We start from the raw sequence: 26636 nt of genomic DNA, 5'->3' as shown, positions 1-26636 counted from the left end.
GAGTGGTGTCGGCGCGCATCGTCACGAGGTCTCCGCCTTGGCCTTCGCCGACGCCGGCTGGAGGATCTCGTAGATCGCGTCGGTGACGTCCTCGGGCGAGCCGACGGACGCGACGACGACGTCGCCGTCGTCCGCGAAGGCGCGATCGACCTCCTCGGCGTGCGTCGCGTTGATCGCGGTGCCGCCGGGCTGGGTCTCCACGTACGCGTGGCGGTTCGCCGGGATGTCCCGCATCAACGGGATCACCCGCTCGGTCGTGTCGTTCGAGGAGTTCTCGGAGTCGCCGGCGGCGAAGACGTAGCGGTTCCACTCCGCCCAGGGGTACTGCTCTTCGAGGACCTGCTTCGCCAGTTCGTACGCGCTGGAGATGCGCGTGCCGCCGCCCGAGCGGATGCCGAAGAACTCCTCGCGGTCGACCTCCCAGGCGTCGGCGTCGTGGGCGATGTAGACGAACTCGGCGTTGTCGTACTTCCCCTGGAGGTACCAATCCAGCGGCGTGAACGTCCGCTCGACGAGTTCGCGCTTCGTCTCGCGCATCGAACCCGAGACGTCGCGAATGTTGACGACGACGACGTTCTTCTGCTTTTTCTCCTCGATCTCGGGATGCCGGTAGCGCTCGTCGTCCCGGCGGAACGGGATCTCGCGGAGCCCGCGCCGTCGGATGCGCTGGACGGCCGTGCTGCGCTCGACGTTGTCGGTCATCTCCTCGAAGGAGTCCCAGCGGCCCCGCTCGTCGTCCGGAATCTTGTCCCACTCGGACTCGATCCACGGGAGCGAGACGAGGATGTTCTCCTCCCGGCACCAGCGGTAGACCGACTCGGGCGTCTCGCCCGCGACTCGCATCGCCTCGCGGACGAACTCCTCGTCGAAGTCGGTCGCGAGCTTCCGCTTGAGTCCCTGTTTGAACAGCCGTTCGAAGTCGAGCGTGCTGTTGGGGCCGGTGCGGGTGACGTCGGTGAAGTCGCCCTCGATCTCCTCGATCACTTCCTTCCCTTTGGGTTCGAGATCGAGACCGAGCTCCTCGTCGAGTTCCTCGGCGAACTCCTCGGGGTCCATCTCGTAGTAGCCGTGCTCGCCGCCCTCCTCGCCGGGTTCGCCGTCCTCGTCGCCGTCGCCGTCCCCGTCGCCGGGTTGCGGCTGTGGCTGGCCGACGGGCTGGCCGACGTCTGGGGTGCCGCCCTGTCCCTGGCCGACGCCGCCGCGGTCGAGTTGGTCGTACTTGAACTCCGGTAAGTCGACGACCTTGATCGGAATCTCGATCTCGTCGGAGTTCGAGCCGCTGAGATCCCCGTATCGAATGAACGATTCGAGGTCTTCGCGGCGCTCTTCGCCCACTTCGCGGAATCGTTCGAGGTCTTCTCTCAGTCCCATCGGTGGCGCACCTCACGCATCACTGCGCGGCTCGTCAGTTCGGCCGACGCCGGCGTGTAGCCGCGGGCCGTCAGTTCGCTGATCGTCTGTGCTTTCAGCCGCGCCGTCTCCGTGTTCTCCGGCGGGTCGTCCCACTGCGCGGGGTCGAAGTCCTCGTAGAGCCGTTTGACGTCGTCCCAGTCGTAGGTGTCGAGCACCGATCGGATCACCGGAATCTCCGAGAGGTCGACGTCGTCGACGGTGAACCCGGCGTCGCGGTTCTCCCACGCGTAGCGGTTCAGCGCGGTGATGATCTTCTCGCGGCGGAACTCCTCGACGGAGTCGGGCGGGCGGTTTCCGAGGTAGTCGTCGTCGTCGAACCGACCGAGCTGTTCGGTCTCGAAGAGCTTCATCAACAGCGGATCGGGATCGACCGGTCCGCGCTCGGTCTCGATCTGCTCGTCGCCGTCCCACGCGTAGACGTGCTCGACGTACTCTGCGACCGTCTCGCGTTCGACCGAGCGGTCCGCGAGCAACGCAGCGAGCACGTCGGACTCCTGTCTGTCGAGAACGTACTCCTTTGCCAGCGTTACGCGGTCCTCGTACTCCGCGCGCTCCGAGCGGGAGAAGACGGGGGCGTCGTGGAGGCCGGCAGCCATCGCGTCGAGTACGTCCTCGGGCAGGACCACGTGTTCGACGGCGAGGTCGGTGTGCCAGCGGTCGGTCTCCTCGTGCAGCAGGTCCGCGATGACGTCCCGGGTGAACGTGACGGGGACGCCGTGGATCCCCTCGCCGTCGCCGTCGAAGTCGAACTCGTCGACGCGCGTCCGGTCGTCGCCCTCCTGAACGTAGCCGAAGTCGAAGAGCAGCGCCTTGTCGACGAGGTCGTAGCCGGCGGGGACGTCCTCGCTGTCGAGTCGGGTGAGCACGCTGTACATCGCGGCCGCCTCCACAGCGTGCGGCGCGAGTTCTCTGGCCCGCACCGACCCCGGCGCGTTCTGCACGTCGACGACGAGCGGCGCGCGGACGCGCTCGCGGAGTTCGTCTTCGTCTTCGACGTCCCAGACGGCCGTTTCGTCGGTGAGCTCCCGACGGATCAATTCCGCCTCCAACGAGACGTTCGTGAGGTAGCGGAACTCGTGTTTGTCGAGCCGGCGCTTGAGCGCCTTCAGCGGGTCGCGACCGTTCCGGTCGGCGTACTTGTCGAGTTCGGCGTCGAGGTCGGGGTTCGAGATGATGACGAGCTGGGTGTCGACGTCCATCCCGATTCCCTTATCCAGCTTGACGTGTCCCTCGTCGGGGACGTTCAGGAGCTTCTGGAGCAGGTCCGCGTGCTGGGCGGCGTCCTCGACGATCGTGAGGAGGCCGTTGCCCTGCGAGAGCACGCCGTCGTAGCTGAACGCCTGGGGGTTCTTCCGCCCGCGCGAGTCGAGTTCGCGGAGCATCCCCGGCATCCACGACCCGACGAGGCGCTCTTTGGGCGAGCCGTCGTCCTCGGAGTGGAGGACGCCGATACCGCGCCCGACGTCGACGACGTAGTTCTTCACGCGCAGGTGCGAGGGGTCGGTCACCGCCGAGAACAACTCCCGGCGCCCGTTGCGGCGGTACTTCTCCTCTAAGAACTCGTAGGCCTCCCGGCAGAACGGGTCGAGTTCCTCGTCGACGGCGATGGGGACGTGATCGCCGGACTGGCGGTTCAGTTCCGACAGGAGGTCGCTGCGAACCGCCGACGGGAAGACAGACAGCGGGTGCGACTGTACCGGGCTCTCGTACCAGTCGGACTCCTGTTCGGGCGCGGTCGACTCGCCGCCGTACGAGAGGCCGCGGGTGTCGCTGGCGGCGGCGACGTTCCACTCGACGGTGTAGCGCCGGCCGGCGTCGGTCTTCGAGTACGCGCGCAGGCCGTTGATGAGACAGCGCTTGAGCTCGGACTTTCCGGTCGCGGTCGGGCCGTCGAACCAGAGGATCTTCTCGGACTTCCCCCGGTCGGCGGCGATCGTCCGGAGGTCGTCGACGAAGCGGTTCAAGACCTCGGTGTTGCCGAGGACGGCGTGTTCGCCGTCGTTCGCGGGGTCGTCGAAGAAGCGGTAGCGCTCGCGCGTCTCCCCCTCTTCGAGAACCGTTCGCGTTCCCATCGACTCGATCGCGTCCAGCAGGTACTTCGAGGCGTGGGCGGCGATCGACGGTCGCTCGAACGCGGCATCGACGTACGCCTCCAGGCTCATCGGCTCCTCGTAGGTACCGCGGAGGTGGTCGTCTGCGGTCTCGACGTAGTCCTTCGCGGGGTTTGGGTTGTGGGCGGTCATCTTACTCTTCCAGTTCGCTCTTTGCCACCTCCGCGCCGGCGAACTCGAGCACTTCGCGGGCTCCCTCCGGGGAGTAGCCCTGGTCGATCAGGGCGTCGATCCACGCGCTGCGCTCGTCGTCGTCGAGTTCGTTCGCGCTGACCAGCGCCGAGAAGTTGATGTTGTGTTTCTTGTCTTCCCAGAGTTTGCGTTCCAGCGCGCGGCGGAGTCGGTCGTTGTCCTGCGGGTCGAAGGAGGTCCCGTCGCGGGCGCGGCGGGAGACCCAGTTCGAGACCTCCTGGCGGAAGTCGTCCTTCCGGTCTTCGGGGATCTCGAGTTTCTCCTCGACCGAGCGGAGGAACGTCTCGTCGGGGTCCTGCTCGCGCCCGGTGAGTTCGTCTTCGACGGTGGCGTCGTCGATGTACGCCATCACGTGATCCATATACTTCTCGCCCTGCCGCTGGATCTCTTCGAGATCGTACGCGAGCGCGTGCCGCACGTCCTCGATGGCGCGCGCCTTGTACTCCTCGCGGACGAGTTCGAGGTAGCGGTAGTAGCGGTCGAGGTTGTCCTCGGGGATCGACCCGTGGTTCTCCAAGTTGGCCTCGAAGTGCGAGAACACCGACAGCGGCGAGAGGTACGACCGGTCGCGGTGGGTCGAGTCCATAATCGCCTCGGCGATCTCGTCGCCGATGAACCGCGCGGAGACGCCGTCCATCCCCTCGCCGATGTCGGCTTTCTCCTCGCCGCTCTCGCGGATTTTTCGGACGTCGACGTCGTCGCCGTCGTCGATTTCGCCGTTGTACGCCTTCGCCTTCTGCACGAGCGAGACGTTGCCGTCGGGTTCGGTGATCCGGGTGAGCACGCCGAACAGCCCCGCCATCTCTAAGGCGTGCGGTTCGATGTGCATATCCGGGACGTCGGCGTTCCGGAGCATCTTGCGGTAGATTTCGGCTTCCTCGTCGTACTCTAACACGTACGGGAAGTCGATCCGCTTGGTCCGGTCGTTGAACGCCTCCATCTTCTCGTCGCCCTTCTTCTCTCTGTATTCGGGCATATTCGTCCGCCCGACGATCACCTGGTCGATGTCGATCCGGGGGTTGTTCTTCGGCTTGATCGTCTGCTCCTGGGAGGCGTGCAGGAAGTCATAGAGGAACTCCCGCTGGAGCTTCAGCAGCTCTTCGCCGGAGAAGAGCCCGCGGTTGGCGTTACAGAACGCCCCGGAGTAATCGAACGCGCGCGGGTCGGACTCGCCGTAGACGGCGAGTTTCGAGTAGTTGACGTCGCCGGTGAGTTCGGTCTCGTCTTGGTTCTTCTTGTCCTTCGGCTCGAACGTCTCGACGCACTGCCGCTTGTTCTCGGAGGCGACGAGGCGGACGATCTCGACGTGGTTCTCCAAGACGGCCTGGAGGTCGTCGTCGTAGGACGCAAGCAGCGAGTCGAGATAGAACTCCGAGGCGGGGTCGAGCGTCTGGTCGTTCCGGATCGTGTACGGCGCGTCCAGTCGCTCGTTGAGGCGCGCGAGGACCTCGTCGCGCTGCTCTTGTGGGAGGAGGACCAGCGGGTCCTGATTCATCGGGGAGGTGACGACGTCGTCCTCGGGGTCCTGATCGCGGATGACGTCGCAGAGGTTCGTCCACCGGAAGGTGTACATCCGCCCCGCGTCCGTCGCGGTGTAATCCTCGAAGTAGCGTCGGACCATCCAGTCGAAGTGCGATTTCCCGGAGCCGACCGGGCCGAGGAGGAGTTTGATCCGCTTCTCGGGACCGAGTCCGCGCGCACCGGATTTCACCTTGTTCACGAACTCGTGAATCGACTCGTGGACCTCCCGTCCGTAGAAGGTGTTTTCACCGTCGTGGAGCGGATCTTCGGCGGCCATCCGATACTCGACGACGCCGGCGTCCTCGTCGTAGTCGGTGCCGTAGTGGTCGAACATATCGGCCACGCGCTGGTGGGCGTTTCTGGCGATACGCGGGTCTTCGTACACCGCGTCGAGGTACCACTCGAAGCGCTTCGCTTCGCGAAGGTCCGAGGGAACCGAGTCCTTGTATTGCCGACTCAGGGATTCGAGGGTTTCTCTGTCACCGTTCATTGTTTGTCCGTCTCGGGGAGCGACGCCGCGTCTCCCTGGCGCGTGGCGAGGGTAGACGCGCACGGACGCGATGGCGCGCTCGTGGCAAGTATGGTATGATTACACATACCAATCAGCACGCGCGCGGCGAGACGTCATCGGGCGACAGCGACCAGGCGGCGACAGGGCGACAGAACGTCGGGATTCAGCGGGCGGTGCGCGTACAGGCGGTCGCTCGATCCGATTGACCGAGACTGAGAGTGTGTGAGTGATCGACACACATAAGCCTTCCCTCGATTTGGGGGGCGATACCTGGGAACTGTCCGGCCACAACGCGACGATATATGTATCCGGGAACCCGAAGACGGAGTATGGAGGACCGCCCGCGACCGGCGAGAGACGACGAACGCGACGGCGCGGCAGACGACGCTCCCGAGAGCCCCCCATCCGGTTGGACCCTCTGGAACGACGAGCCACAGGGCCGCCGTATTCTGGTGTTTCGGCCGGACGTATTCAACGAACAGAACGGCCTTCCCGCGGAGTGTCTCCCGACGATTATGATCTCGAACGGGTCGCGGGCCCGCCGTCCCGGTGCTTCCCAGATTCCGACGACCACCTGGCACGTCGTCCTCACGCTCGAACCGGAGATCGAGGCAGTAGCCGAGTCGTACGACAGCCGCGCCGCCGCACTCGCGGGCGCGAACGACCTCGCCCGCCGCTTCGCCGACGGCGACGTCGACTACCGCGCGGCGTATCAGATCCCGCGCGAGACCTACTTCGAGCGCCTCGACGAGGTCGTCGGCGCCGGCGAGTGAGCGTATTCGGTCAGATTACCACGCCACAAACTGGTCCCTACCACTGCGCGAACGGCGTTCCGCCCGCGACACGTTCGACGTACTCTCCCTGCATCTCGCTGATCGCCGCCGGCAGCGACGCCCCGTCTTCGACCGCTTCGCGGACCCTCGTTCGCTTCCACGCGCTCGGCGAGGTGTGCGCCGCATCGCGCCGCGCCTCGATCGGTCCGAGTGCCCACTCGGTCGCGTCCGCACCGACGCCGAGTGCGTCGAGGCCGCGACGTGCGAGTGCGAACAGGTCGTCGTAGATAGCTTCGGTTTCTCCCGTCTGCTCGCCGTCCTGCGTCACCCAGCGTAAGTCCGCGTCCGGGCCATCGTCGACCGCGGCGTAGAACGATGCTCGCGCGTCCTCCCACGAGAGCGTCGCGAGCGGGTGGTCCGCGACGTCGACGCCGCGGAGCACGCCGGCGACGAGCGCCTGCACGCCGACGGTGTCTCTGAGCGTCGGCTGCGTCGGGAGCGGCCGGTACTCGATCCGCACCGACTCCTCGCTCGCCCCCGGGATCGGTGCGCCGTCCGCGCCGCGCGGGATCTCGCCGCCGAAGACCGGGCGAACCCAGCGCCAGTACGTCCCGCGTTTCGCCCCGAACGCGGGGTAGCGCTCGCTGCCGGGGTCGCCTTTTCCCCCACTGTCGTCTTGCGATCCGCCCTCGTCGCCGTCTTCGTTGCCGTCTGCACCCAGATCCGGCGGCGCGACGAGCGTCGGGTCCTCGGCGATTCGGTCGATCAGTTCGCCCATGCTCGCTACGTCACGCGGAACGCGACACTTGTTCGTTCCCTCGTCGACGGAGCGCTCGAAGATCGGAATCCGGAGTTCGTGCGGGGTCTGCGCGAAGACCTCGACGACATCCGAGACTGGCTCGTCATCGTAGATATCGGCTGGGAGGAACGGCGAGTTGGCCGTCAGCGAGAGGATCGGCCCCATCGTCCGCGTGGCGACGTTCAGGTAGCGCGGAATGTCCGTCGGGTCCGGAAGCTGGAGGTGTGGCTGCATCGACGTCGCGAGCGACTCGACGAGCATCGAGCGGGCGTCGTCGTAGCCGGGCAGGCCGAGTCCGATTCGTCCCCCGTTCGCCTCGCGGATTTTCTGATCGAGGGCGACGTACCGGGGAACGGGGCGCATATTGTCGGCGAGAAAGATCCCGTCGGTTGCCGTCCCCGCGCTGAGATACTGGCGAGTGCCCGACTCGGGCGGCACAGTCCACATCGCATCGAGGACGAAGCGGCGGTCCGACTCGCCGAGGTGGCGCTGGATGTCGTCGTAGATCCCTCGCAGTTCGTCGTACTGCTGGCGGAGTCCCGCGTCGGAGACGACGTCCGGCGCAGTGTGAATCTCGGCGTTGTGGACGCCGAGTTCCCGGCTACAGCCGTCGATCTCGAAGAGGCTCTCGGGGGCGGCCGCGAGTCGGCCGTCGGCGTCGACGACGTAGCCCTCGAGTTCGAGTCCGACGGCGAAGTCGGGCGCGTCGAAGGCGCCCGCGGCGACGTCGTTCCGCAGTGATTCGGCTTCCCGGTCGACGCGGCGCTCGAAGGCGGCGCGTCGGTCTGGATCGAGCGCCGCGCGGACGGCGTCGGTCGTCTCGGTCATTGCGTACGTGTCGCGGCCGACGGCTACTGATACTGTCGGCTGTGCGCGCCCCGCACGGTCCCCCGAGTCGGTCCGGGTCCCTTCACTCGTCGTCGCGTCTATTATCGCTGCGTCCACTATCGCCGCGTCCACCGCCGACCTCGTCGCCGCCGGTCGTACGCAGGATGAACGGACCGATCGAGAGCGTCCGCTTCGCGATCGTGCCGATCCGGAGGACGAACGACAGGAGGATGGCGAACGGCGTGAGCGCGATCGAGGCCGTGAGTGCGACGATCCAGACGTAGTGGGCGATTCCGAGCGTCGCCCCCGACACCGACCCGAGCGTGCCGTGAAACAGCAGCGTGTTCGTCGCCACCAGCAGTGCCGGAACCGCGCTGTAGAGCATCGCTCGCGAGAGGTCGACCAGTTCCCACTGGAAATACAGCGTTTTGACGTGCTCTCTGGCGGGACCGAACAGCGTCAGCGCCGCCACGACCGAATCGAGCGCATCGCGCAGTTCCCGTATCGACTCGGCGTCCGCAGTCTCGTCGGCCTCCGGAAGCGACTCGCGCAACCGTCGCGCCTCGTGGATCTTCCAGGAGTAGTTGAAGTTCAGCGCCGCCGAGAGGACGCCGAACGTACCGAACTGACGGTCCGCGAGGTCGCTGCTGACCGACGAGGCGTGGCCGCGGACGTCGTCGGCGAAGGCTCGTGTCCGCTCGGTTTCGACCCGCTCGGATGCGACGGCCGCTGCGGCCTTCGAGAGTCGAGCGCCACGCCGTTCGACGCCGTCGACGAGTACCCGGAGGAACGCCGCGGGTGTCGCCGGCGCGGTCTCGACGCCCAGTTCGTCCTCGACGTCGCGGCGGAACGACATCGCGCCCTCCATCCGGTCGCGCTGGTCGCCCAGCGTCCCCAGTTCCTGTGAGAGCACGAGCGAGTTGATCGAGACGACGAGCGTGACGCCGGTGATCGTCGCGGTCACGAGCCCCTGAAAGAGCGTTTCGACCGGATCGCCGACTGAGAGGACGACCCGGTCGGGGACGAGGGCAGCGACGAGGAGCGTCCCGAGAACGAAGCCAGCCAGGACGACCGCGGCGACGACCCACCGATTCGCCTCCAACAGGAGCCAGAGCTTCAGCCGGTTCTCCGTGCCGCGGCGGCGCATCGTGTCGCTCGGCTCGTCGGCCGATCCCCGGCTCCCTGCGGCTTTGTCGGCTGCTGTCTGGTCAGCGGGCGGTTCCTCGACGGCCGACCTGTCGGTCGTCGCGTCCTCACTCGCCGTCCCGTCGTCGGTCGACGTCTCTTTGCCCATCATCGGAATTCTCGAAGGCCGCAGCGACAGTGGTGTCCGGACGCCCCGGCCGGGTGGTGAAAAGTGCTCGCGCCGACGTCCGCGACGCAGCGGTGTGTTCGGCTCGCGAGCGTCAGTTCTCGTCGTCTTTCAGCTCTTCCAGTTCGGCTTCGACCTCGGCGTCGGAGACGTCGACGTCCGGGGCGCTCTCCTCGCCCGCATCCGATTCGGCCTCGACGTCGGCGGCTTCCGTCTCCCCTTCGTCGGTCCCGCCCATCTCGGCTTTCAGCGTTTCCAACTCTGAGTCGACCTCGGCGCCGGTGCGGCCGCTTTCGAGCTGTCGGTCGATGCTGTCTTTGTCCGACATCGCCTCGTCGAACGCGCCGGTGTCGACGAGTTCGTCCATCGCCTCCGAACGGGCCTCCATCTCGTCGGTGCGTTCCTCGGCGCGCTCGATCGCCCGGGAGACGTCGGCCATCTCGTCGCCGACGCCCGTCATCGCCTCCGAGACGCGCGAGGACGCCTCCGCGGCCTCGTAGCGGGCTTTCATCGTCTCCTTCTTCGTGCGGAACTCCTCGATTCTGCCCTGGAGTTCGTTCTTCTTCTCGACGAGGTCGTCCTGAGTCGACTGGAGCTCTGCGATCTGTCCCTCCAGTTCTTCGATCTGGGACATCTTCGCCTGCTTCTTCTCTAGGGCCTGTCGAGCGAGGTCGTCGCGGCCCTGCCGGACGGCCTCGCGGGCCTGGTCGTTGTGCTTTTCGACGTTCTCTTCGAGCCGGCGCTTTTGAATCTCTAGGCGCTTCTTCTGGGTCGTCAGGTCGGCGATGCCTTGCTTTACGTCCTGCAGTTCGTCACGCATCTGCTCGTAGGAGTAATCGAGCGTTTCCGTCGGATCCTCTGCGCGGTTGAGGAGGGCGTTGAGCTTCGAGCGGACGACGTAGGACGCGCGTGAGAGGATTCCCATACGTCCCACGTTGGGCACGCTGGAGTTAAAACCTCACGTGCCGAACGCCGCACGTTCGATGAGCGAGACGATTCTGCTGCCCGGCGGCCGCGACGCTCGCGGGACGCTCGACGTCGCTGCAGACTCTGATGGCGCCGCCGCGGACACCGGGACCGACGACGCGGCGACTGCGGCCGACGCGTGCGTCGTCGCGTGCCCACCACACCCCCAACACGGCGGCCGCCGCGGTGACCAGCGCCTCCGGGCGGTGAGCGACGAACTCCGAGAGCGAGGGATCGACTGTCTGCGGTTCGACTACGGCCCCTGGGACGGCGGCCGGGGCGAACGAACCGACGCGCTGAACGCCGTCGCGTGGGCGAACGAGCGGTACGATCGCGTCGCGCTGTTCGGCTTCAGTTTCGGCGCGTCGGTCGCTCTCTCGGCCGCCGCCCACGGTGCTGACGTCGTCGCTGTCTCCGCCCTCGCGCCGGACGCGCGGCTCGGAGCGACACGAGCGGACCCCGAGACACCGGACGACGGCAGCATCGGCGGTATCGACGTCGTCGCGGACCTCCCGAAGATCCCGGAGCAGATCGGCGTACAAGTGCTGTACGGCACGCGCGACGACGTCGTCGACGTCGGGGCAGTCGTCGACGTCGCACGCACACGCGGTCACTCGATTGTCGAGTTCGCCGCGGATCACTTCTTCATCGGGCAAGCCGGAAAAGTCGCAACAGCCGTCGCGGAGTTCCTGGAGCCAGCGCTTCAGGCGGACGTCCCGCGGTAGCCCGCGGCGAAGGAGACGGCGACCGCGACGACGCCGGCGACGACCGCGAAGGTCCAGAAGCCGCCCCACGCGGCCGCGCCGAGATCCGTCGTGACCGCGTACGTGACCACGACGCCCGCGAGGCCGCTCCCCACCGGGACGAGAAACGCGAGGTCGCTCCACTGGCCGCCCGCGTTGGCGTACTCGACGGCGTAGCCCCAGAGGTTGCCGAGGGTGAACCGGAGGACGACGACCGCGAGGAGGCCGGAAACGATGGCCGTGACGAGCGCGAATAACGGGGGAGCGGTCTCGAATCCGGAACTGTTGCGCCAGAGCGATCCTCCGGCGCCGAATATGAACGCGGCGAGGTCGAGGAGGTACCACGGGCGGAGTCGGTCGCGGAAGCGTTGGTGGAGGGACATATCACGCCGTTCGGTGCCCGTTGGTAATGGTGTACCGTGCCGTGCAGAGGCGGAGCTGTCGCGGAGGCAGTGCGGATGCGGAGCTGTGGCGGATGCAGAGCTGTGGCGGATGCGGAGCTGTGGCGGAGGCGGTGCTGTAGCGGAGGCGGTGCTGTGGCGGATGCGGTACCTACGAGTAGTACCGCGAGGCGAGCGAACGCGAGCCTCGCGGCTTTTTCCCTCCAGGTTTTTGTGCGGTGGGTTCCCACAGCGGCGCGAAGCGCCGCGAGGAAACCCACCGTGGAAAAAGGTGGGTTAGTTGTACCCCCGCCACCGATGGCCGCACTCGGTGCACTTGAAGAACCGCGTCGGCGGTTCGTCGGCCGAGCCGGTCTGTTTGATCGTGTACCACGCCTCTTGATTGCCGCACTCGTCGCAGACCACGTCGGTGGCCGTCGGTTTGCCCTCGAAGTTCGCGTCTTCGGTGGTTTCGATCACGTCGTCGTCGGTCTGGGCCTCCGTCGAGACGAACTGCTCGGCCAACTCCTCGTCCTGTTCGGCCTGCGCGCCGCAGTCCTCGTTGGTGCAGACCATCGCGCCGTCCCGAGAGACCATCATCGAACCGCACTCGTCGCAGAACTGCATTTACCCCTCGTATCGGTCCCGGACACAAGTGTCTCTCGGGAAAATGTCGTCAGGCGTGTCCGCCGCGCATATGAGGAGCCCCCCGGCCTCATACTGTCGGACAGCAGTTCGTGAATGATGTCGGCACCCACGGGGTGCTGATAATCTTCACATCGTTCTGTCCGACAGTATCACTCCCGCTCGTCGGCCGCGGCGGTGCGCCCCCTGCCGTTCACTGTCTCGTGGATCCCGATCACGAGCGCCGGGACGACGAGCATAAACAGGTGTTCTTCGACCGGAATGCCAAGGAGTTCGACGCCGGTCCGCAGCGGAATCGCGAACACCCCGACTTCGAGCGTGTACCAGTCCCAGACGTACGCGAGTGGATAGAGCGACAGGATCGTCACCGCGGCGCGGCGGAGGGCGTCGGCGTACACCAGGAGGGCGAGCGCGAGTGTGCCGAAGGCGATTTCGGTCGCGAGATAGGTGTACGGGCCGAGCAGGCCGATATCCGGAAGCGGTACGCCCGCGAGCGGGCGATACCAAACGGCGACGACCAAGAGCGCGAGGAAGACGTACGCGCCGCGGACGAGCAGCATCGTCGCCACCGTCGCGTCTGCCCGGGTCGCGACGAGCGCGACCATTCCGAAGGCGACGGCAGCCAGCGGTGCGGACGCCGGGAACGGCCCGCCGACGGCGAACAGGACGACGAACACGAAGCCGAGATACAGCAGCGCGTACGCCAAGCGTCGCGCGCGTTCGAGGCCGAGCGCGACGGCGACCGTCCGCTTGCCGATGGAGCGGTCGTACTGGTAATCTGTGGAATCGTCGACGATCTTCACGCCGGCGAGCGTCGTGAGAAAGACGAGCGCGAATCCGAGCGGTTCAGCGCCGAACTGCCCTGCTTGGGCGTAGTGCCCGCCGACGATGGCGAGCGCGATGCCGAGTGGATATCCGAGCGTCGTCGTCACCGGGTTCGTGTCGAACTGCGGGGCGTGGAAGAATCCCAGCAGCCACATCGGGACCGTGACGGCGGCGGCGACGACGTCGACGCGCGTGCCGAGCAACACGGTGACGATGCCGAACCCGAGCGTCGCGCAGGCGAGCGCCCGTCGACAGCCCGCTTCGCTCATCGGGTGGTCGTCGTCCTCGCCGCGACGGTAGAAGTCCACGTAGCCGTCTTTGACGTGCGCCGTGTAGACCGCGAAGAACGTGGCCATCGCGTGGAGGACGAGCGGTGCGGGCGTCGCCGACCCGGCGAGGACGGCACCGAACCCACTCGCGGCGAGGGGCGGCAACATAAACACCGGGTGGACCTGCGAGAGGAGCGCACCGAGGTCGGTTCGCTCCTCGCTCCCCTGGCGAGCGAACGCCATATGGTACCGTTTGTCTATGTAAGCAAAAGCGTTCGGCAGGATTCTCGATCACCCGCGGACGGGTTCACTCGTCGACCATCGGACACTCTCGCACCCGGAAGTGATCGGCGTCGACGACAGCGACGATCTCCGTTCCGTCGTGAGCGCAGGCCAGCTCCGGCGGTTCAGTCAGGTACGGACACTTCTGGCAGTACTTCGTCTTCGAGACGACGTGTTCCGTAGCCCGCGACGACGTCCGCGTCGTCGTGCCTGCTTCGGAGACGCTGCTGGCGGTCTCACCGAGCCCGACCTGCTCGGCTGAATCGTCGCTTTCGAGCGACGACCAGAGCGTCTCCGCTTCGATATCGCCGACGGACATCTCCTCGAAGAGGTCGTCCGCGTCAACGCTCTCGCCACGACCTGTCCCGTGGTTCTCGCCTGCGGCGTCACCCTCGGCGTCCGGCTTGCTCGCATCGCTGCCGCGGACGCTGTCACTCTGCGTCGTCGACGCGGTCTCGGGGTCCCGTGCACCACGGCGCTCGGACACCCGACGCGCTAGATCCGACAGCGGAGCCCGTTCCTCCTCGGGGCTGGCTTCCGGTTCGGGAGTCCCGTCCCGCTCGTCCGCTGTTCCCGCAGAGCGTTCGTCGTCGTCGACCCAGTCGATGTCGGTCGCCTCATTCGCATCCCGCTCTGGCGAGGTCCCAGGGTCAGCCGAGCGATCGGCGTCAGGGTCTGTGTCTTCGTCGGTCACTTCTCGATCACTCGTTTACCTGCGCTGTGTTCGCAGTTCGGTCAGTGTCGCGCTCGGAGACGTCCTCTGCTGCGGCACTCTTTTCTTGCTCTTCTCCTGCGGTATCGTGAGACGTGGACCCATCCGCGCGCGCACCGGACGTATCTTCTGCACCCCGACTTTCGTCGTCGAAGAGGCCATCGCGTTCGGCGCCGGCGCTCGCGGATTCGGTCGGTGCCTCCAATGCCGGCCGCTGGCCCACCGTGAGCCGGTGTGAGCCGAAGAATCCGCGCTTGGGCTCGACGCCGTCGAAAGTCGATTCACAGTGCGGGCAGAACGGGCTGTCGAGCAGGCCGAGGTGGACCGACTCGCCGCAGGACTCACAGACGGCCTCGGCGACGCCCTGTCGGTTCGCCTCCCGACGGAGGTCGGCCGCCGCAGCGCGCTCGTTCGAGTCCCGTTCGAGGGTCGCGATGCGCCCTCTGAGGTCGACGATGGCGCTGGCGACAGTATCCAGTTTCGCGTCGTGGTCGTCGGTCGTCTCGGTGAGGTACTCTAAGATCTCCTCGTAGTTCTCGAAGCCCTGACGTAGCCGGCGTTCGATGTCGGGGTGGTCGTGGTCCTCGGGCGCTTTGGCGTCGGTTTCGCGCTTGACCTGGATGACGCGCTCGCGGACGTCGGTGATCTTCTCGTCGAGGTCGTCCTCCAGCGCGTTGATCCGCGCGACCATCTCGGCGACGTCGGCCGTGAGAGCGTCGACCTCCGCTGAAACCGCAGTATCGTCGTCGGAGTCCGGCGCGCTCCCGAGTAGTTCGGCGACGTCGATCGATTCGGGGTCCTCGAGAGCTTCCGGATGCTCGTCGAGCAGACGGTGGGCCGCGAGGAGCCGACGGAGGACGTCCGCTCGCGAGGTATCTGTGGCTGCGGCTCTGTCGGCCACCCACGAGTCGAGCTCTTCCGGCAGCCCGTCGACGCCCTCGCTCCCCATCTACCGCACCCTTTGGGATCCACATCTTAAGTATTCCCTTGGTCCCACAGAATATTCGCTGGCCTCACAGAAGCATCCAACTTCCGGGGCGACGAAAGCAACGTATGGACGTCACGGTGTACGGACCGCTTCGGAGCGCGACCGGCGACAAGCACGTACAGATCGAGTTCGAGGGTGGAACGGTTCGAGACGCGATCGAGGCACTGGTCGCCGCATATCCGCGGGCGAAAGCCCAGATGTATCGGAACGACGGCCGGGTCGCCCCGAGCGTTCGCATCTCGGTCGACGGCGACTCGGCAGACGTAGACGACCCGTGCCCGGCCGACGCGTCGCTCGCTGTGCACCCGGCAGTTCAGGGCGGGTGAGCGTCCGCGCGGTCGCCGGCCACCGTCTGCGCGCGACTCACCGTCCGCCGGCGCTCGGGGCTCACAGTCCGTCGTTCGCGGCTCACAACCCGTACTGATCGCGCACGAGGTGGTCCAGTCCGCGGTCCGCGAGCGTCTCCATCGGCGCGAGCATCGTCAGCTGGACGACGCCGGGGAGACGACCGATTTCGACGCCGCCGGTGAACGTACAGCGGGTCCGGACCTCGCCCTCGCTCATTCCCAGCAGGTCGCCGGCGCGATCGAAGGCGTTGTCGGTGGCGTCGTTGACCGTCGCTCCGGATCCGATCACCTGAATCGGCCCCATATCGGTTTCGACGTCGACGCCGTACTCCGCGCCGAGTTCGCGTCCACGCTCGATGTCCGATTCGCTGTACGGTTTGCTGATGTGCGGGAGGTCCTCCTCGTTGGGCAGAAGGAGCGGTCCACCGATGTCGAGACCTTTGATGACCTCGACCTCGAACTCGGTGTGGCCGCTGACGTCCGTCGTGTGGAGTGCGAGTTCGCCGTCGCCCTGATTGGCGTGCATATCGCCGACGTAGATGCCGCCGCCGTCGACTTTCACTGGACAGATCAGGACTGCGCCCTCGCGGACCGCGTTGATGTCCATATGCCCGTCCGTTCGGGCGTCCAGTTCCGATTCGTCTTCGAGGCCCCACTCGTGGCTGGCACCGATGAGGAACTGGCCGAAGTCGCCGGCGTTGTGCGAGTCCGGCAGTTCGACCGGCGGCGTCGTCCCGATGTTGCCGAGGAACGGCCGGAGATGTCCGAGCGTCCCCGGCATCTCCGATGGTTCGTACAGCAGAATCGGATGTTGTCTGGAGTTCTCCGGCAGCGCACTCGCCTCCGCGGCGCGCTCGGCGAGGTCGTGGGCGGCCGCCTCGTCGACGGTCAGGCCGACCTCGTAGTCGTCATCGAAGACCGTCGTGATGCCGTACTCGAACGCGAACGAGGAGGCGTTCGCACCGCACTCGGCACACCTGATGGCGTCCTCGCCGGTCCCCTCGACGACGCTTTCGGGCCACTCGGCACCGCACTCCGGACAGCGGTGATCCACGAAGGGGTCGTCGCCGAAGGCGTCCTCGCGTTCTGCCATCGACCCGGTGCTCGTGGCGACACTCGTCACTTCGATGTCCTTGATGTGAATCGCGATCGCGTCGCCGACCTCCGCACCGTCGACGGCGATCGGCTTCGTGACCTCGTGACCGCCCCGGAACTTCGGTGTGATCATCGGTCCCCAGCAGGCCGGCGGCGTGTGCGTCCGGACCGTACCGCCGTCGGCGACCGTCCCGGCCCACTCCTGATCGGGACCGACCAGCCCGAGCGTGTACTCGTCGACCTCGAGTTCGGTGACTACCTGTTGAGACATATACATTGTAAACGATCGTGAGAGAATCTATTAAGCGTTGGTGCGGAACGAACCGAACGCGAGATACAGTGGCTAAGAGCCGGTGAAACGGGCAGGTCTACTCCAGGTACTCCTCTTCGCGCTCCTCGTCGTCGCGGCCGGGTTCGTCGGTCCGGCGCGTGACGTCGACCTGGTAGTGCTCGAGGATGTCGCGACCGAGGAGCAGGGGGTAGTCCATGTGCGAGCGGTCCTCGACGCTCGCAGTGACTGTGTGCTGGGTGCCGCCGATCCCGATGACGAGGTCGACGACCGGGCGGGCCTTCCCCGACTTCAGCGAACCGGACTTCACGCGCGTCATACTCTTGATCGGCCCGGCACCGATCTCGGCGGCCAGCGAGGTGTCGATGCTCGTCCGCGTCGCCCCGGTGTCGGACTTGGCTTTCGCCTGCGTCGACCCGCTGGTACCGGAGACGACGACCTCCTCGATGTAGCCGATTGTCGGACGGTCGCCGACCGGGCCCGAACTGACGCGTGGCATCCCCGCGGGCCGGGAGTCGTCGAGCGTCGCCGACAGTTCCTCGACGCGCTCGTCGTCGACTTCGCCGCCGACACGCTCGATCGCGAGCTTTGCGATGTACGGCGCGGGACTGCGGCCGGTCGCTTTGTGCAGCCCTTTGAATCCGGCCGTCGGGTTGACTTCGAGGACGAACCAGCCGTCGTCACCTTCGATGAGGTCGACGCCGACGTAATCCAATTCCATCACTTCTGCGGCGTACAGCGCGGTCTCCCGCGCTTCCTGCGGCATATCGTCGGTCGCGTCGACGACGTCGCCGCCGAGTGCGACGTTCGTCCGCCACTCGCCTTCGGGCGCGTAGCGGTACATCGCGCCGACGACCTCGTCGTCGACGATGTAGACGCGGAGGTCGCGGTGTCGCGTCTCGTCGCGGTCGATGAGGTCCTGCAGGAACGCCTGACGGTTGCCGACCTTGGGGTTCACGGGTTCGGTGAGATCGACCTTCCAGGTGCCGCCGCCGTGCGTTCCGATGGCGGACTTGTAGACCCCGACCTCGCCGAACCGATCCCGACCCTGGTTCAGGCGGTTGTTCGAGAGCGCGAGCAGGGCGTCGGGGACCTTGATGTTCCAGTTCGCGAGCGTCGCCGCAGTCGCGAACTTGTGGATGGCGGTGAGGACCGACGCCGGCTCGTTCAGCATCGGACGGATCCGCTCGAACGTCGTCGCCAGCCCGAGTAGTTCGGCCGGCTCTTCGGTGTTCGAGAGCAGCAGGCGGTTGGCAACGACGTCGACTTCCGGTTCGATCGCGACGTCGCCGTCTTCGATGGAGATCGCGGAGTTCTCACGGCGTAACCAGATCCCGTCGTGGCCGAGATCGTCGACTGCGTTGAGAATAGCCTTCGTCTCCTTGCTGTTGTGTAACGAGAGGACGCCTACGCGAACTTGATCTCCGTCGGAAGACATATTGTTCCGTACTCAACCACACAATCAAAGAGGTGCCGATCCAGCACTCAGAACGGCTGGTGTGACCGTTTCACACTTCGCTGATGTGACCGTTTCACGCTTCGGGGGTCGACACGAGCGCGAGCGGAGTCGGTGCGAGCGTTTATCCCCCCGGCCCGTCCACGGCGAGTATGAGCACCGACGGGACCTTCACGTACAACGGCGGGAAGGTCGAACCCGGAGAGCGGCAGAATCTCCGCTACGGGATCAGCGAGACGTATCTCGGGGACCCGGTCCGCATTCCGGTCACCATCATCAACGGCGAGCAGGATGGGCCGACCGTGTTCCTGTCTGCAGCCGCGCACGGCGACGAGCTCAACGGCATCGAGGTCGTCCGCGAGGTCGCCCACGAATGGGACCTCTCGGACCTCGCCGGCACGCTCGTCTGTCTCCCGGTGCTGAACGTCCCCGGGTTCCTCGCCCAGCAGCGCTATCTCCCCATCTACGACCGCGACCTGAACCGATCGTTCCCCGGCCACGAGGACTCGACGAGCGCGAAGCGGATGGCCGCGCGCATCTTCGACAACTTCGTCGCCCCCTGTGATTTCGGGCTCGACTTCCACACGTCCACGCGCGGGCGGACGAATATGCTCCACGTCAGGGCCGATATGTCCGACGACGACGTCGCCCGGCTGGCCCGGTCGTTCGGCACGAACGTGATCATCGACTCCGAAGGGAGCGACGGCGTCCTCCGCACGGAGGCGACGCGGGTCGGCATTCCGACCGTCACGATCGAGATGGGCGAAGCCCACCGATTCCAGCGCGGGCTCATCGACGACGCGCTCGCGGGCGTCAAGAGCGTCTTCGCCGAGTACGAACTCCGGGAGGCCGGCTCAGTCCGCTGGCCCGGCTGGCGCACCGTCATCGACAGCGCGAGCGAGAAGACGTGGATCCGTGCCGACGCCGGTGGCATCGTCGATATGCACTACGACCGCGGCTCGCTGGTCCACGAGGGCGAACGCATCTGCACGCTCACCGATCCGTTCAAGAGTGACAACATCGCCGTCGAAGCCCCCTTCACCGGCCTGCTCGTCGGCGTGCTGGAGAACCCCGTGGTCTACCCCGGCAATCCGCTCTGTCACCTCGTCGAACTCGACGAGGACGTTCGCCGGGTCGTCGAACGGGAACAGTCGGCCGGTTCGCGGTAGCTTCGAGGCGGTCTCGACCCGCCAATTTCGCCGCTGAACACGCGCTGGCAAATAGTTCCAGCGAATGGCTCTCGACCCGTACACGTAAGTTCTATAGTGGGTCCGTCCTGAATCTCACAAGAGTATGAGTCAGTCTTACAATCGGGGCCTCATCGAGGACTTCGGCCGCTGGCGGGAGTTCTCAGCGGGAATGTGGGCCTGGGTGTTCCACAAGTTCACGGGTTGGGTGCTCGTGGGGTACCTATTTACCCACATCGCCGTCCTCTCGACGGCACTGCAGAGCCCGGATGCGTACACGACGACGATCCAGACGCTCGAGGGATTGCTGGTCGTCCGCATCCTGGAGGTCGGATTGCTCGCAGTGGCCGTCTTCCACATCCTCAACGGTCTCCGGCTACTGTTCGTCGACCTCGGCGTCGGCCTGGAATCTCAGGACAAGAGCTTCTACGCGTCGCTGCTCCTGACGGGTGCGATCGTCGTCGCGAGCGTTCCGACGTTCCTCGCGGGGGTGTTCGGCTGATGGCCGAGCGCTACTCCTCGTTCCAGGCCGGTGGACGCCGGTGGCTCTGGCAGCGCATCACGGCCGCGTTCCTCGTGGTCGTCCTCGCGTTCCACTTCTTCCTCCTGCACTTCGTCCACCACGCCGACGAAGTCACCTTCGCGATGTCGCAGGGTCGGATGCAGGAGCTGACGTACTTCTCGCTCATGATCTTGTTCCTCCTGACGGCGACGTTCCACGGCGTCAACGGCGTCTACAACGCCCTCATCAATCAGGGCCTCACCGGGACCCGCAAGACCGCCGCGAAACTGGTCCTCGGCGTCGCGAGCGCCGTCGTGATCGTGCAGGGCGTCCGAACCGCACTCGCGTGGGCCGGAGGCGTCCCACTCTAAGCGTCACAGTACAATGAGCACGCAACTTCCCGAACAGGTCGAAGAAGAATCGTCCGCCGCCGAGGCCGAACCGACGTCTGCAGCCCAGGAACGCCGGCTGGAGAAGAAGCGACAGCGCGCCGAAGAGAAAGAGCGCCAGCGCCAGGCCGAAGAGGCGGAGAAAGCGCTCGACGAAGAGGACACCTACCATCTGAAGGTGTTCCGCTACGATCCCGAGATCGCGGGCAAGAAAGAGCCGCGCTTCGACGACTTCCACGTCCCCTACCACAAGGGGATGACCGTCCTCGACGCGCTGATGTACGCGCGCGACACGTACGATTCGAGCCTCACGTTCCGGCACTCCTGCCGACAGGCGATCTGTGGTTCGGACGCGATGTTCGTCAACGGTTCCCAGCGTCTCTGCTGTAAGACGCAGCTCTCGGACCTCGAAGAGCCGGTCCGCATCGAACCGCTCCCGCACGCGGAGGTCGTCAAGGACCTCGTCGTAGATATGGAGCACTTTTACGACCAGATGGAGGCCGTCGAGCCGTACTTCCAGACGAACGAGCTTCCGGAGGGCGAACTCGAAGAGCAGCATCAGACGCGTGAGAACCGCGAGAAGGTGAAGATGTCCACGCGCTGTATCTGGTGTGGCGCGTGTATGTCCTCGTGTAACATCGCCGCGGGCGACAACCAGTATCTCGGCCCGGCAGCGCTCAACAAGGCGTATCGCTTCACGATGGACGAGCGCGAGGGCGAGGATATGAAGCAACAACGGCTCGAAATCCTCGAACAGGAACACGGCGTCTGGCGGTGTCAGACCCAGTTCTCCTGTACGGAGGTCTGTCCGAAGGACATCCCGCTGACCGAGCACATCCAGGAACTCAAGCGCGAAGCGGTCAAGAACAACCTCAAGTTCTGGTAGACCTGAGGAGTACGTAACCGCAATTCACGCGACGAACACGAGACCAACGCAATTCAGCAATCATACATTATGCACGAACACGACGTCATCGTGGTGGGCGCGGGAGGCGCGGGCCTTCGCGCGGCCATCGCGGCACAGGAAGAAGGGGCCGACGTGGCCATCGTCTCGAAACTGCACCCGGTTCGAAGCCACACCGGGGCCGCCGAGGGCGGCATCAACGCGGCGCTCCGCGAGGCCGACTCCTGGGAGGACCACGCCTACGACACGATGAAGGGGTCGGACTACCTCGGCGACGCGCCGGCGATCGAGACCCTTGCGCAGGACAGTCCCGAGGAGGTCATCCAACTCGAACACTGGGGGATGGCCTTCTCCCGAGAGGAGGACGGTCGCGTCTCCCAGCGTCCGTTCGGCGGCCTCTCGTTCCCGCGGACGACCTACGCCGGTGCGGAGACGGGACATCAGCTCCTGCACACGATGTACGAACAGCTCGTCAAGCGCGGCATCGAGGTCTACGACGAGTGGTACGTCCTCGATCTGGCCGTCAGCGACGAGGACGACCCCGAAGACCGGACCTGCCACGGCGTCGTCGGCTACGACATCCAGTCCGGAAACATCGAGGGCTTCCGCGCCCGCGACGGCGTCATCCTCGCGACCGGCGGTCTCGGCCAGGTATTCGATCACACCACCAATGCCGTCGCGAACACCGGCGACGGCGTCGCGATGGCCTACCGCGCCGGCGTCCCGATCGAGGACATGGAGTTCATCCAGTTCCACCCGACGAGTCTGCCCAGCACGGGCGTGCTCATCTCCGAGGGGGTTCGCGGCGAGGGTGGAATCCTCTACAACTCCGAGGGCGAGCGCTTCATGTTCGAGTACGGGTACGCCAGCAACGACGGCGAACTCGCCTCACGCGACGTCGTCGCTCGCGCCGAACTGAGCGAAGTGAACGCGGGGCGCGGCATCGAGGACGAGTACGTCCACCTCGATATGCGCCACCTCGGCGAGGAGCGTATCACCGACCGCCTCGAGAACATCCTCCACTTGGCCAAGGACTTCGAGGGCGTCGACGCGCTCGAAGAACCGATGCCAGTCAAGCCCGGCCAGCACTACGCGATGGGCGGCATCGAGACCGACGAGAACGGTGAGACGTGTATCGGGGGGCTCTACGCCGCCGGCGAGTGTGCGTGTGCGTCCGTCCACGGTTCGAACCGTCTGGGCGGGAACGCGCTGCCGGAACTCATCGTCTTCGGTGCGCGCGCGGGCCACCACGCCGCGGGTCGCGATCTCGGAGAGGCCGAGATCACCACCGGCAAGCGCGGTGAGTGGGAGTCCGGCGACGTCGAGACGCCAGTCGCTCCCGGCGAGGCTGGTATCTCCAGCGCCGACGCCGTCGCGGACGGCGGTGCGGCCGCCGAGGGCTCTGATCTCTCGCCTGACGAACTCGTCGCGCGCGCGACCGAGCGCACGGACCGGCGCGTCGACGCGCTCTTGGAGAACGACGGCCGCAACCACTCGGAGATCCGTTCGGACGTCCAGGAGTCGATGACCCAGCACGTCAACGTGTTCCGAGAGGAGGACGGCCTCAAGCAGGCGCTCCGCGACATCCGTGACGCTCGCGAAGCGTACCAGAACGTCGGCGTCGCGGACCAATCGCGGACGTTCAACACGGACCTGCTGCACACCATCGAGACGCGGAACATCATCGACATCGCCGAAGCCATCACGCTCGGCGCGCTGGCTCGCGACGAGTTCCGCGGGGCGCACTGGCGGAAGGAGTACCAGGAGCGCGACGACGAGAACTGGCTGAAGCACACGATGCTCTCGTGGAACGACGGGTCGCCTGAACTGTGGTACAAGCCGGTGATCCTCGAAGGCGAAGAGAAGCGCTACGAGCCGAAGATCCGGAGCTACTGAACGCCGTTCCACCGTCGTTTTTTCTGCTCGGACGGAGGTGCCGTCATCCATATACGACAGCGTCGCGTAGGTTTCGATCGGAAGGGTGGCTCAGTGGTAGAGCAATCCGGCAGTGACCGTCATACGGTCGCGCCGGCTTACGGCTTCGCGTGGTTCGACTCCCGCCCCTTCCACTGTATCGAGACGCGCCCCGGCCGCTCGGCCGCGTCGATATCGTCACCAGTCGAAAAAAACGGCGACGATCGCCGGCGAAAAAGAAATGAACATTCGTCCACATTTCGCAGAGCGGGTCTGAGAGGCGCTCTATCGCTATTTCTCAAATCGAGGTTGTTCGACAATCGTCGTGGATGGGTTTTATTATCGTCGAATCCAAGGAGTAGACAACAACGATGCAGGGCACGATGCACACACGACCGACAGCAGGGCTCGAAGCGCCGACGATTCCGTCCGAACTCGAATCGCCGCGCGCGAAACTCGTCTATCTATTCCTGTCGACGTATGGGGAAGCGACGATTTCCGAACTCGAATCCAGTCTGGAGATGAAGAAGATTTCGCTGTACAGTATTCTTTCGACGCTGTGTGAACGCGGCCTGATCGACCAGGACGCCGAGCGCTACCGCCTCTGTTAGATCCGCGAACTTGCCGTAGTCGCTGCTCGCCGATCGACCACGAGCGCTGCCGCCAGCAGTAACGCGAAGAAGAACCCGGAGAGTGGGGTCGAGGCTGCGACGACAGCCGACTGAGGCGGAGATCAGATTTCGTCGCCGGTACGGAACAGCGTCAGTTCCTCGGCTTCGTAGATGTTGATGAGTTCGGTGACGATTTCGTCGTAGTCTTCGTCTTCCTGACGGAGCGAGTCCAGTCGCGCAACCGTCTCCTCGTCGAGGTGCACCTGTGGCATACCCGGGACCACGCCGTGGGGAAACTTAAGCGCCCGGTCACTGTCCGGTCGTGTCCAACGTCTCACTCGTCAGCGACGGCGACAGGCCAGCTCACAGGCCGACGAGTAGGATCGAGGCCACGACAGCGGCGGCCGACCAGCCGACGCCGATCCAGGTCAGCACGGCGAACGCCTGTCGGGCCCCGCCCTGGTTCCACCCCGACTCGCCGCCGAGGTGATCCTGCACCGCCGCCATCGACTCGCCGAAGCCGACCGTTCCGGCCCACGTCGCGACCCCGAATCCGAGCACCAGCGTACCGAGTGCGAAGGAAGCGTCAGTCGCGGCTTTGGCTCCGACAACCGAGAGAAGCGCGGCCGCGACGACAGCGCCGACGAACGCGCCGACGCCGACCCACCGCGTGACCGCGCGACCGAACGGTCGGACGTCGATCTCAGTCAACGGTCTCTCGCATCCGCGGGTCGAGCGCGTCGCGCATCCCGTCGCCGAGGAGGTTGAACCCGAGCACCGTCAGCGCGAGCAGCAGGCCGGGGAAGAACGACCACCACCACGCCCCGGAGAACAGCCCGAATTCGACGCCGTTCGAGAGCATCATCCCCCAGGTCGGCTCGCCGGGACTGGCGCCGAAGCCGAGGAACGAGAGCGCGGCGATGTCGATGATGGCGAGGCCGTAGTTGAGCGTCGACTGGACGGTGATCGGCGCGAGGCAGTTCGGCAGAATGTGCCGGACGAGCAGTCGCGGGTCGGTCGCGCCGAGCGCCTTCGTCGCGTCCGTATACTCGTCTTCGAGTACTTTCAGCGCTGCGCCACGAACGACGCGGGCGAACCGGGGGGTGTAGACGAGCGTCAGCGCGCCGACTGCACGCCACAGGCCCAGCTCCTCGGGGAAGATCGTGACGAGCGCGAGCGCCAGCAGGAGCGACGGGAACGACAGTAGGACATCCATCGTCCGCATAATGACGTTGTCCGTGAGGTCGCCGTAGTACGCCGCGACGATGCCCAGGCCGACCCCGAGGAACGTTGAGGCTGCGACGGTGACGGTTCCGTAGAGGACGGCGTACCACGCGCCGTACAGCACCCGCGGGAAGATGTCACGAGCCTGTCCGTCCGTGCCGAACGGGTACTCGATACTGGGAGCGGCCTCCGAGGGGTTGGTGCCGAACTGCGTCGCCATCAGATTGCTGAGGTCGTAGGTGAACCGCGCGTAGATCGCGACCACGACGACGACGGCGATGATGACGAGCCCGGTGACTGCGAGCCGGTTCGAGACGAGTTGCGAGAGGAACGGACTCGCGCGCAGGCGCTCGACGATGCTTCGATCGACGGTTCCGGTCTGTGTTTCTGTGCTCATTGTTCGATGCGGGGATCGAGGACCGAGTACGTGATGTCGACCGCCAGGTTGACCAGCGTGTACAGCACGGCGAAGACTAAGACGGTGCCCTGCACGACGGGGTAGTCGCTGCGGCTGATCGCGTCCACCAGTAGCGTGCCGATGCCGTTGATCTCGAAGACGGTCTCGGTGAGGACGGCGCCGCCGAGGAGCGAGCCGAACTGGATCCCGATGACGGTGATAACGGGGATGAACGCGTTACGGAGGCCGTGTTTCATCACGGTGATCTTCGACCCTTGGCCCTTCGCCCGGGCAGTCCGTATGTAGTCTTGGCGGATCACCTCGACCATCGACGAGCGCATCATCCGCGAGAGCAGGGCCATCTGGTAGATCCCCAGCACAACCACCGGCAGGAGCAGGTGAACGACCGCAGACTGGAACGCCGGGACGTTCCCGGCTAACAGCGTGTCGACGAGGATCAACCCCGTGGCTGGTTCGATGAAGTACTCCGAGCCGATCCGGCCACTGGTCGGCAAGATCCCGAGGAACTGCGCGAAGAGCAGGATCAAAAGCGGGCCGCTCCAGTAGATCGGTACGCTGATCCCGCTGAGCGCGCCGACACGGGTGAGGTGGTCGGTCCAGGTGTCCTGCTTGACGGCGCTGAGGATGCCCAGCGGAAGTCCGAACAGGAGCCCCGCAAACTGCCCGAGCAGCGCGAGTTCGATCGTGATCGGAAGCCGGTCGACGAGGATCTGGCTCACCTGCGTGCCGCGGTTCACCTGGTAGGACTGACCGAAGTCGAACGTCGCGACGTCGCCGAGGAACCGGACGTACTGCTGCCACAGCGGGTCGTCGAGTCCGAGATCCGAGCGGATCTGCTCGACGAACTCCTGGCTCGCTCTGTCGCCGGCGATGACCACGGCCGGATCGCCGGGCGAGAGATGAAGGATGGCGAAGACGACGGTCGCGACCCCGAACAGCACGGGGAACAAGAGGAGCAGCCGTTTCAGGACGAATCGATTCGAGACCATTCTGGGGCGCAGTGAGTGAGATACTGAATGAGACGGTACTC

Annotated in this window: 27 protein-coding genes and 1 tRNA gene; 11 read left to right on the top strand and 17 right to left on the bottom strand. The window is 65.8% G+C overall.

The window, feature by feature from the left end; translation table 11 throughout:
- Positions 1-21 precede the first annotated feature (21 nt).
- The 3 genes from NO362_RS12895 to NO362_RS12885 are packed head-to-tail and all read right to left on the bottom strand — an operon-like array spanning position 22 to position 5727.
- Positions 22-1371 carry a DUF444 family protein gene (locus NO362_RS12895; protein ID WP_256545583.1) on the bottom strand — a complete coding sequence of 450 codons (1350 nt, stop codon included), beginning with the start codon at positions 1369-1371 and terminating at the stop codon, positions 22-24.
- The gene (locus NO362_RS12890; RefSeq protein ID WP_256545582.1) at positions 1362-3656 is read right to left on the bottom strand and encodes a PrkA family serine protein kinase; all 2295 of its coding nucleotides are present in this window, start codon (positions 3654-3656) and stop codon (positions 1362-1364) included. Before NO362_RS12890 ends, NO362_RS12895 begins: the two co-directional genes overlap by 10 nt.
- 1 nt (position 3657) lies before the next feature.
- A complete protein-coding gene (locus NO362_RS12885; RefSeq protein ID WP_256288970.1) occupies positions 3658-5727 on the bottom strand; it encodes a PrkA family serine protein kinase in 2070 nt (689 codons plus the stop codon).
- A 95-nt stretch (positions 5728-5822) separates the two neighbouring features.
- Here NO362_RS12885 and NO362_RS12880 point away from each other — a divergent pair, with 95 nt between their 5' ends.
- Complete coding sequence (locus NO362_RS12880; protein ID WP_256288969.1) at positions 5823-5954, top strand: hypothetical protein; 132 nt, start codon at positions 5823-5825, stop codon at positions 5952-5954.
- Between the two features lie 123 nt (positions 5955-6077).
- Positions 6078-6521 (top strand): DUF5820 family protein, encoded by a 444-nt coding sequence (locus tag NO362_RS12875; RefSeq protein WP_256545581.1) that lies wholly within the window; start codon positions 6078-6080, stop codon positions 6519-6521.
- Positions 6522-6558: 37 nt separating this feature from the next.
- Here NO362_RS12875 and NO362_RS12870 read toward each other — a convergent pair whose 3' ends face one another.
- From NO362_RS12870 to NO362_RS12860, 3 genes are all read right to left on the bottom strand, one after another.
- A complete protein-coding gene (locus NO362_RS12870) occupies positions 6559-8148 on the bottom strand; it encodes a glutamate-cysteine ligase family protein (protein WP_256545580.1) in 1590 nt (529 codons plus the stop codon).
- Positions 8149-8230: 82 nt separating this feature from the next.
- Complete coding sequence (locus tag NO362_RS12865; RefSeq protein ID WP_500683711.1) at positions 8231-9445, bottom strand: DUF7972 family membrane protein; 1215 nt, start codon at positions 9443-9445, stop codon at positions 8231-8233.
- A gap of 109 nt (positions 9446-9554) precedes the next feature.
- A complete protein-coding gene (locus NO362_RS12860) occupies positions 9555-10385 on the bottom strand; it encodes a PspA/IM30 family protein (RefSeq protein ID WP_256288966.1) in 831 nt (276 codons plus the stop codon).
- A 58-nt stretch (positions 10386-10443) separates the two neighbouring features.
- Here NO362_RS12860 and NO362_RS12855 point away from each other — a divergent pair, with 58 nt between their 5' ends.
- Positions 10444-11151 carry an alpha/beta hydrolase gene (locus NO362_RS12855; RefSeq protein WP_256545579.1) on the top strand — a complete coding sequence of 236 codons (708 nt, stop codon included), beginning with the start codon at positions 10444-10446 and terminating at the stop codon, positions 11149-11151.
- Here NO362_RS12855 and NO362_RS12850 read toward each other — a convergent pair.
- The 5 genes from NO362_RS12850 to NO362_RS12830 all read right to left on the bottom strand — a co-directional run bounded on the left by NO362_RS12850 (position 11130) and on the right by NO362_RS12830 (position 15231).
- Positions 11130-11552 carry a hypothetical protein gene (locus NO362_RS12850; protein ID WP_256545578.1) on the bottom strand — a complete coding sequence of 141 codons (423 nt, stop codon included), beginning with the start codon at positions 11550-11552 and terminating at the stop codon, positions 11130-11132. The genes NO362_RS12855 and NO362_RS12850 overlap by 22 nt on opposite strands.
- A 294-nt stretch (positions 11553-11846) precedes the next feature.
- Positions 11847-12176: a transcription factor S gene (locus tag NO362_RS12845; RefSeq protein WP_121569483.1), complete on the bottom strand. Its 330-nt coding sequence runs from the start codon at positions 12174-12176 to the stop codon at positions 11847-11849.
- A gap of 170 nt (positions 12177-12346) precedes the next feature.
- Positions 12347-13531, bottom strand: a complete 1185-nt coding sequence (locus tag NO362_RS12840; protein WP_256545577.1) for a lycopene cyclase — start codon at positions 13529-13531, stop codon at positions 12347-12349.
- A 64-nt stretch (positions 13532-13595) separates the two neighbouring features.
- Positions 13596-14264, bottom strand: a complete 669-nt coding sequence (locus tag NO362_RS12835) for a DUF8135 domain-containing protein (RefSeq protein ID WP_256545576.1) — start codon at positions 14262-14264, stop codon at positions 13596-13598.
- A 7-nt stretch (positions 14265-14271) separates the two neighbouring features.
- On the bottom strand, positions 14272-15231 hold the full coding sequence (locus NO362_RS12830; protein WP_256545575.1) for a CopG family transcriptional regulator: 960 nt from the start codon (positions 15229-15231) through the stop codon (positions 14272-14274).
- Positions 15232-15335: 104 nt separating this feature from the next.
- On the opposite strand from NO362_RS12830, the gene NO362_RS12825 reads away from it, so the two are divergent.
- Positions 15336-15596, top strand: a complete 261-nt coding sequence (locus tag NO362_RS12825; protein WP_256545574.1) for a ubiquitin-like small modifier protein 1 — start codon at positions 15336-15338, stop codon at positions 15594-15596.
- 82 nt (positions 15597-15678) lie between these two features.
- Here the strand turns inward: NO362_RS12825 and NO362_RS12820 are convergent, their stop codons facing one another.
- Positions 15679-16983, bottom strand: a complete 1305-nt coding sequence (locus tag NO362_RS12820) for an acetamidase/formamidase family protein (RefSeq protein WP_256545573.1) — start codon at positions 16981-16983, stop codon at positions 15679-15681.
- 97 nt (positions 16984-17080) lie between these two features.
- The gene (locus tag NO362_RS12815) at positions 17081-18439 is read right to left on the bottom strand and encodes a putative ATP-dependent zinc protease (protein WP_256545572.1); all 1359 of its coding nucleotides are present in this window, start codon (positions 18437-18439) and stop codon (positions 17081-17083) included.
- A 170-nt stretch (positions 18440-18609) separates the two neighbouring features.
- Here NO362_RS12815 and NO362_RS12810 point away from each other — a divergent pair, with 170 nt between their 5' ends.
- The 7 genes from NO362_RS12810 to NO362_RS12780 all read left to right on the top strand — a co-directional run bounded on the left by NO362_RS12810 (position 18610) and on the right by NO362_RS12780 (position 23964).
- Positions 18610-19626, top strand: coding sequence for a succinylglutamate desuccinylase/aspartoacylase family protein (locus NO362_RS12810; RefSeq protein ID WP_256545571.1), 1017 nt, complete (start codon positions 18610-18612; stop codon positions 19624-19626).
- Between the two features lie 124 nt (positions 19627-19750).
- Entirely contained in the window at positions 19751-20146 is a 396-nt protein-coding gene (gene sdhC, locus NO362_RS12805; RefSeq protein ID WP_121569476.1) for a succinate dehydrogenase, cytochrome b556 subunit, read from the top strand.
- Positions 20146-20517 carry a succinate dehydrogenase/fumarate reductase transmembrane subunit gene (locus NO362_RS12800; RefSeq protein ID WP_121569475.1) on the top strand — a complete coding sequence of 124 codons (372 nt, stop codon included), beginning with the start codon at positions 20146-20148 and terminating at the stop codon, positions 20515-20517. Before sdhC ends, NO362_RS12800 begins: the two co-directional genes overlap by 1 nt.
- Before the next feature lie 13 nt (positions 20518-20530).
- Entirely contained in the window at positions 20531-21421 is an 891-nt protein-coding gene (locus NO362_RS12795) for a succinate dehydrogenase/fumarate reductase iron-sulfur subunit (protein WP_256288955.1), read from the top strand.
- Between the two features lie 69 nt (positions 21422-21490).
- Entirely contained in the window at positions 21491-23335 is a 1845-nt protein-coding gene (locus tag NO362_RS12790) for an FAD-binding protein (RefSeq protein WP_256545570.1), read from the top strand.
- 79 nt (positions 23336-23414) lie between these two features.
- A tRNA-Met gene (locus tag NO362_RS12785) sits at positions 23415-23508 on the top strand.
- Positions 23509-23724: 216 nt separating this feature from the next.
- Positions 23725-23964 carry a helix-turn-helix domain-containing protein gene (locus NO362_RS12780; RefSeq protein ID WP_121569472.1) on the top strand — a complete coding sequence of 80 codons (240 nt, stop codon included), beginning with the start codon at positions 23725-23727 and terminating at the stop codon, positions 23962-23964.
- A 122-nt stretch (positions 23965-24086) separates the two neighbouring features.
- On the opposite strand, the gene NO362_RS12775 is transcribed toward NO362_RS12780, so the two are convergent.
- The 4 genes from NO362_RS12775 to NO362_RS12760 all read right to left on the bottom strand — a co-directional run bounded on the left by NO362_RS12775 (position 24087) and on the right by NO362_RS12760 (position 26595).
- Positions 24087-24236 carry a DUF7557 family protein gene (locus NO362_RS12775; protein WP_256288953.1) on the bottom strand — a complete coding sequence of 50 codons (150 nt, stop codon included), beginning with the start codon at positions 24234-24236 and terminating at the stop codon, positions 24087-24089.
- A 91-nt stretch (positions 24237-24327) separates the two neighbouring features.
- Positions 24328-24675 (bottom strand): DUF7268 family protein, encoded by a 348-nt coding sequence (locus tag NO362_RS12770; protein WP_256545569.1) that lies wholly within the window; start codon positions 24673-24675, stop codon positions 24328-24330.
- Positions 24668-25585, bottom strand: coding sequence for an ABC transporter permease (locus NO362_RS12765; RefSeq protein WP_256545568.1), 918 nt, complete (start codon positions 25583-25585; stop codon positions 24668-24670). Before NO362_RS12765 ends, NO362_RS12770 begins: the two co-directional genes overlap by 8 nt.
- On the bottom strand, positions 25582-26595 hold the full coding sequence (locus NO362_RS12760; protein WP_256288950.1) for an ABC transporter permease: 1014 nt from the start codon (positions 26593-26595) through the stop codon (positions 25582-25584). Before NO362_RS12760 ends, NO362_RS12765 begins: the two co-directional genes overlap by 4 nt.
- Positions 26596-26636: the final 41 nt, after the last annotated feature.

Origin of the sequence: Halobellus inordinatus, assembly GCF_024498335.1 — an archaeon.
Taxonomy (GTDB): Archaea; Halobacteriota; Halobacteria; order Halobacteriales; family Haloferacaceae; genus Haloquadratum; species Haloquadratum inordinatus.
This window is presented reverse-complemented; position numbering and strand designations above follow the sequence as displayed.

What these genes read in the sequence shown, in the direction of transcription:
- NO362_RS12875 (WP_256545581.1), top strand. Translation starts at nt 6,078, where the DNA reads ATGGAGGACCGCCCGCGACCGGCGAGAGACGACGAACGCGACGGCGCG.
- NO362_RS12845 (WP_121569483.1), bottom strand. Translation starts at nt 12,176, where the DNA reads ATGCAGTTCTGCGACGAGTGCGGTTCGATGATGGTCTCTCGGGACGGC.
- NO362_RS12830 (WP_256545575.1), bottom strand. Translation starts at nt 15,231, where the DNA reads ATGGGGAGCGAGGGCGTCGACGGGCTGCCGGAAGAGCTCGACTCGTGG.
- NO362_RS12895 (WP_256545583.1), bottom strand. Translation starts at nt 1,371, where the DNA reads ATGGGACTGAGAGAAGACCTCGAACGATTCCGCGAAGTGGGCGAAGAG.
- NO362_RS12880 (WP_256288969.1), top strand. Translation starts at nt 5,823, where the DNA reads ATGATTACACATACCAATCAGCACGCGCGCGGCGAGACGTCATCGGGC.
- NO362_RS12860 (WP_256288966.1), bottom strand. Translation starts at nt 10,385, where the DNA reads ATGGGAATCCTCTCACGCGCGTCCTACGTCGTCCGCTCGAAGCTCAAC.
- NO362_RS12810 (WP_256545571.1), top strand. Translation starts at nt 18,610, where the DNA reads ATGAGCACCGACGGGACCTTCACGTACAACGGCGGGAAGGTCGAACCC.
- NO362_RS12890 (WP_256545582.1), bottom strand. Translation starts at nt 3,656, where the DNA reads ATGACCGCCCACAACCCAAACCCCGCGAAGGACTACGTCGAGACCGCA.
- NO362_RS12865 (WP_500683711.1), bottom strand. Translation starts at nt 9,445, where the DNA reads ATGATGGGCAAAGAGACGTCGACCGACGACGGGACGGCGAGTGAGGAC.
- NO362_RS12840 (WP_256545577.1), bottom strand. Translation starts at nt 13,531, where the DNA reads ATGGCGTTCGCTCGCCAGGGGAGCGAGGAGCGAACCGACCTCGGTGCG.
- NO362_RS12825 (WP_256545574.1), top strand. Translation starts at nt 15,336, where the DNA reads ATGGACGTCACGGTGTACGGACCGCTTCGGAGCGCGACCGGCGACAAG.
- NO362_RS12795 (WP_256288955.1), top strand. Translation starts at nt 20,531, where the DNA reads ATGAGCACGCAACTTCCCGAACAGGTCGAAGAAGAATCGTCCGCCGCC.
- NO362_RS12820 (WP_256545573.1), bottom strand. Translation starts at nt 16,983, where the DNA reads ATGTCTCAACAGGTAGTCACCGAACTCGAGGTCGACGAGTACACGCTC.
- NO362_RS12850 (WP_256545578.1), bottom strand. Translation starts at nt 11,552, where the DNA reads ATGTCCCTCCACCAACGCTTCCGCGACCGACTCCGCCCGTGGTACCTC.
- NO362_RS12760 (WP_256288950.1), bottom strand. Translation starts at nt 26,595, where the DNA reads ATGGTCTCGAATCGATTCGTCCTGAAACGGCTGCTCCTCTTGTTCCCC.
- NO362_RS12855 (WP_256545579.1), top strand. Translation starts at nt 10,444, where the DNA reads ATGAGCGAGACGATTCTGCTGCCCGGCGGCCGCGACGCTCGCGGGACG.
- NO362_RS12790 (WP_256545570.1), top strand. Translation starts at nt 21,491, where the DNA reads ATGCACGAACACGACGTCATCGTGGTGGGCGCGGGAGGCGCGGGCCTT.
- NO362_RS12870 (WP_256545580.1), bottom strand. Translation starts at nt 8,148, where the DNA reads ATGACCGAGACGACCGACGCCGTCCGCGCGGCGCTCGATCCAGACCGA.
- NO362_RS12815 (WP_256545572.1), bottom strand. Translation starts at nt 18,439, where the DNA reads ATGTCTTCCGACGGAGATCAAGTTCGCGTAGGCGTCCTCTCGTTACAC.
- NO362_RS12885 (WP_256288970.1), bottom strand. Translation starts at nt 5,727, where the DNA reads ATGAACGGTGACAGAGAAACCCTCGAATCCCTGAGTCGGCAATACAAG.
- NO362_RS12800 (WP_121569475.1), top strand. Translation starts at nt 20,146, where the DNA reads ATGGCCGAGCGCTACTCCTCGTTCCAGGCCGGTGGACGCCGGTGGCTC.
- sdhC (WP_121569476.1), top strand. Translation starts at nt 19,751, where the DNA reads ATGAGTCAGTCTTACAATCGGGGCCTCATCGAGGACTTCGGCCGCTGG.
- NO362_RS12765 (WP_256545568.1), bottom strand. Translation starts at nt 25,585, where the DNA reads ATGAGCACAGAAACACAGACCGGAACCGTCGATCGAAGCATCGTCGAG.
- NO362_RS12775 (WP_256288953.1), bottom strand. Translation starts at nt 24,236, where the DNA reads ATGCCACAGGTGCACCTCGACGAGGAGACGGTTGCGCGACTGGACTCG.
- NO362_RS12780 (WP_121569472.1), top strand. Translation starts at nt 23,725, where the DNA reads ATGCAGGGCACGATGCACACACGACCGACAGCAGGGCTCGAAGCGCCG.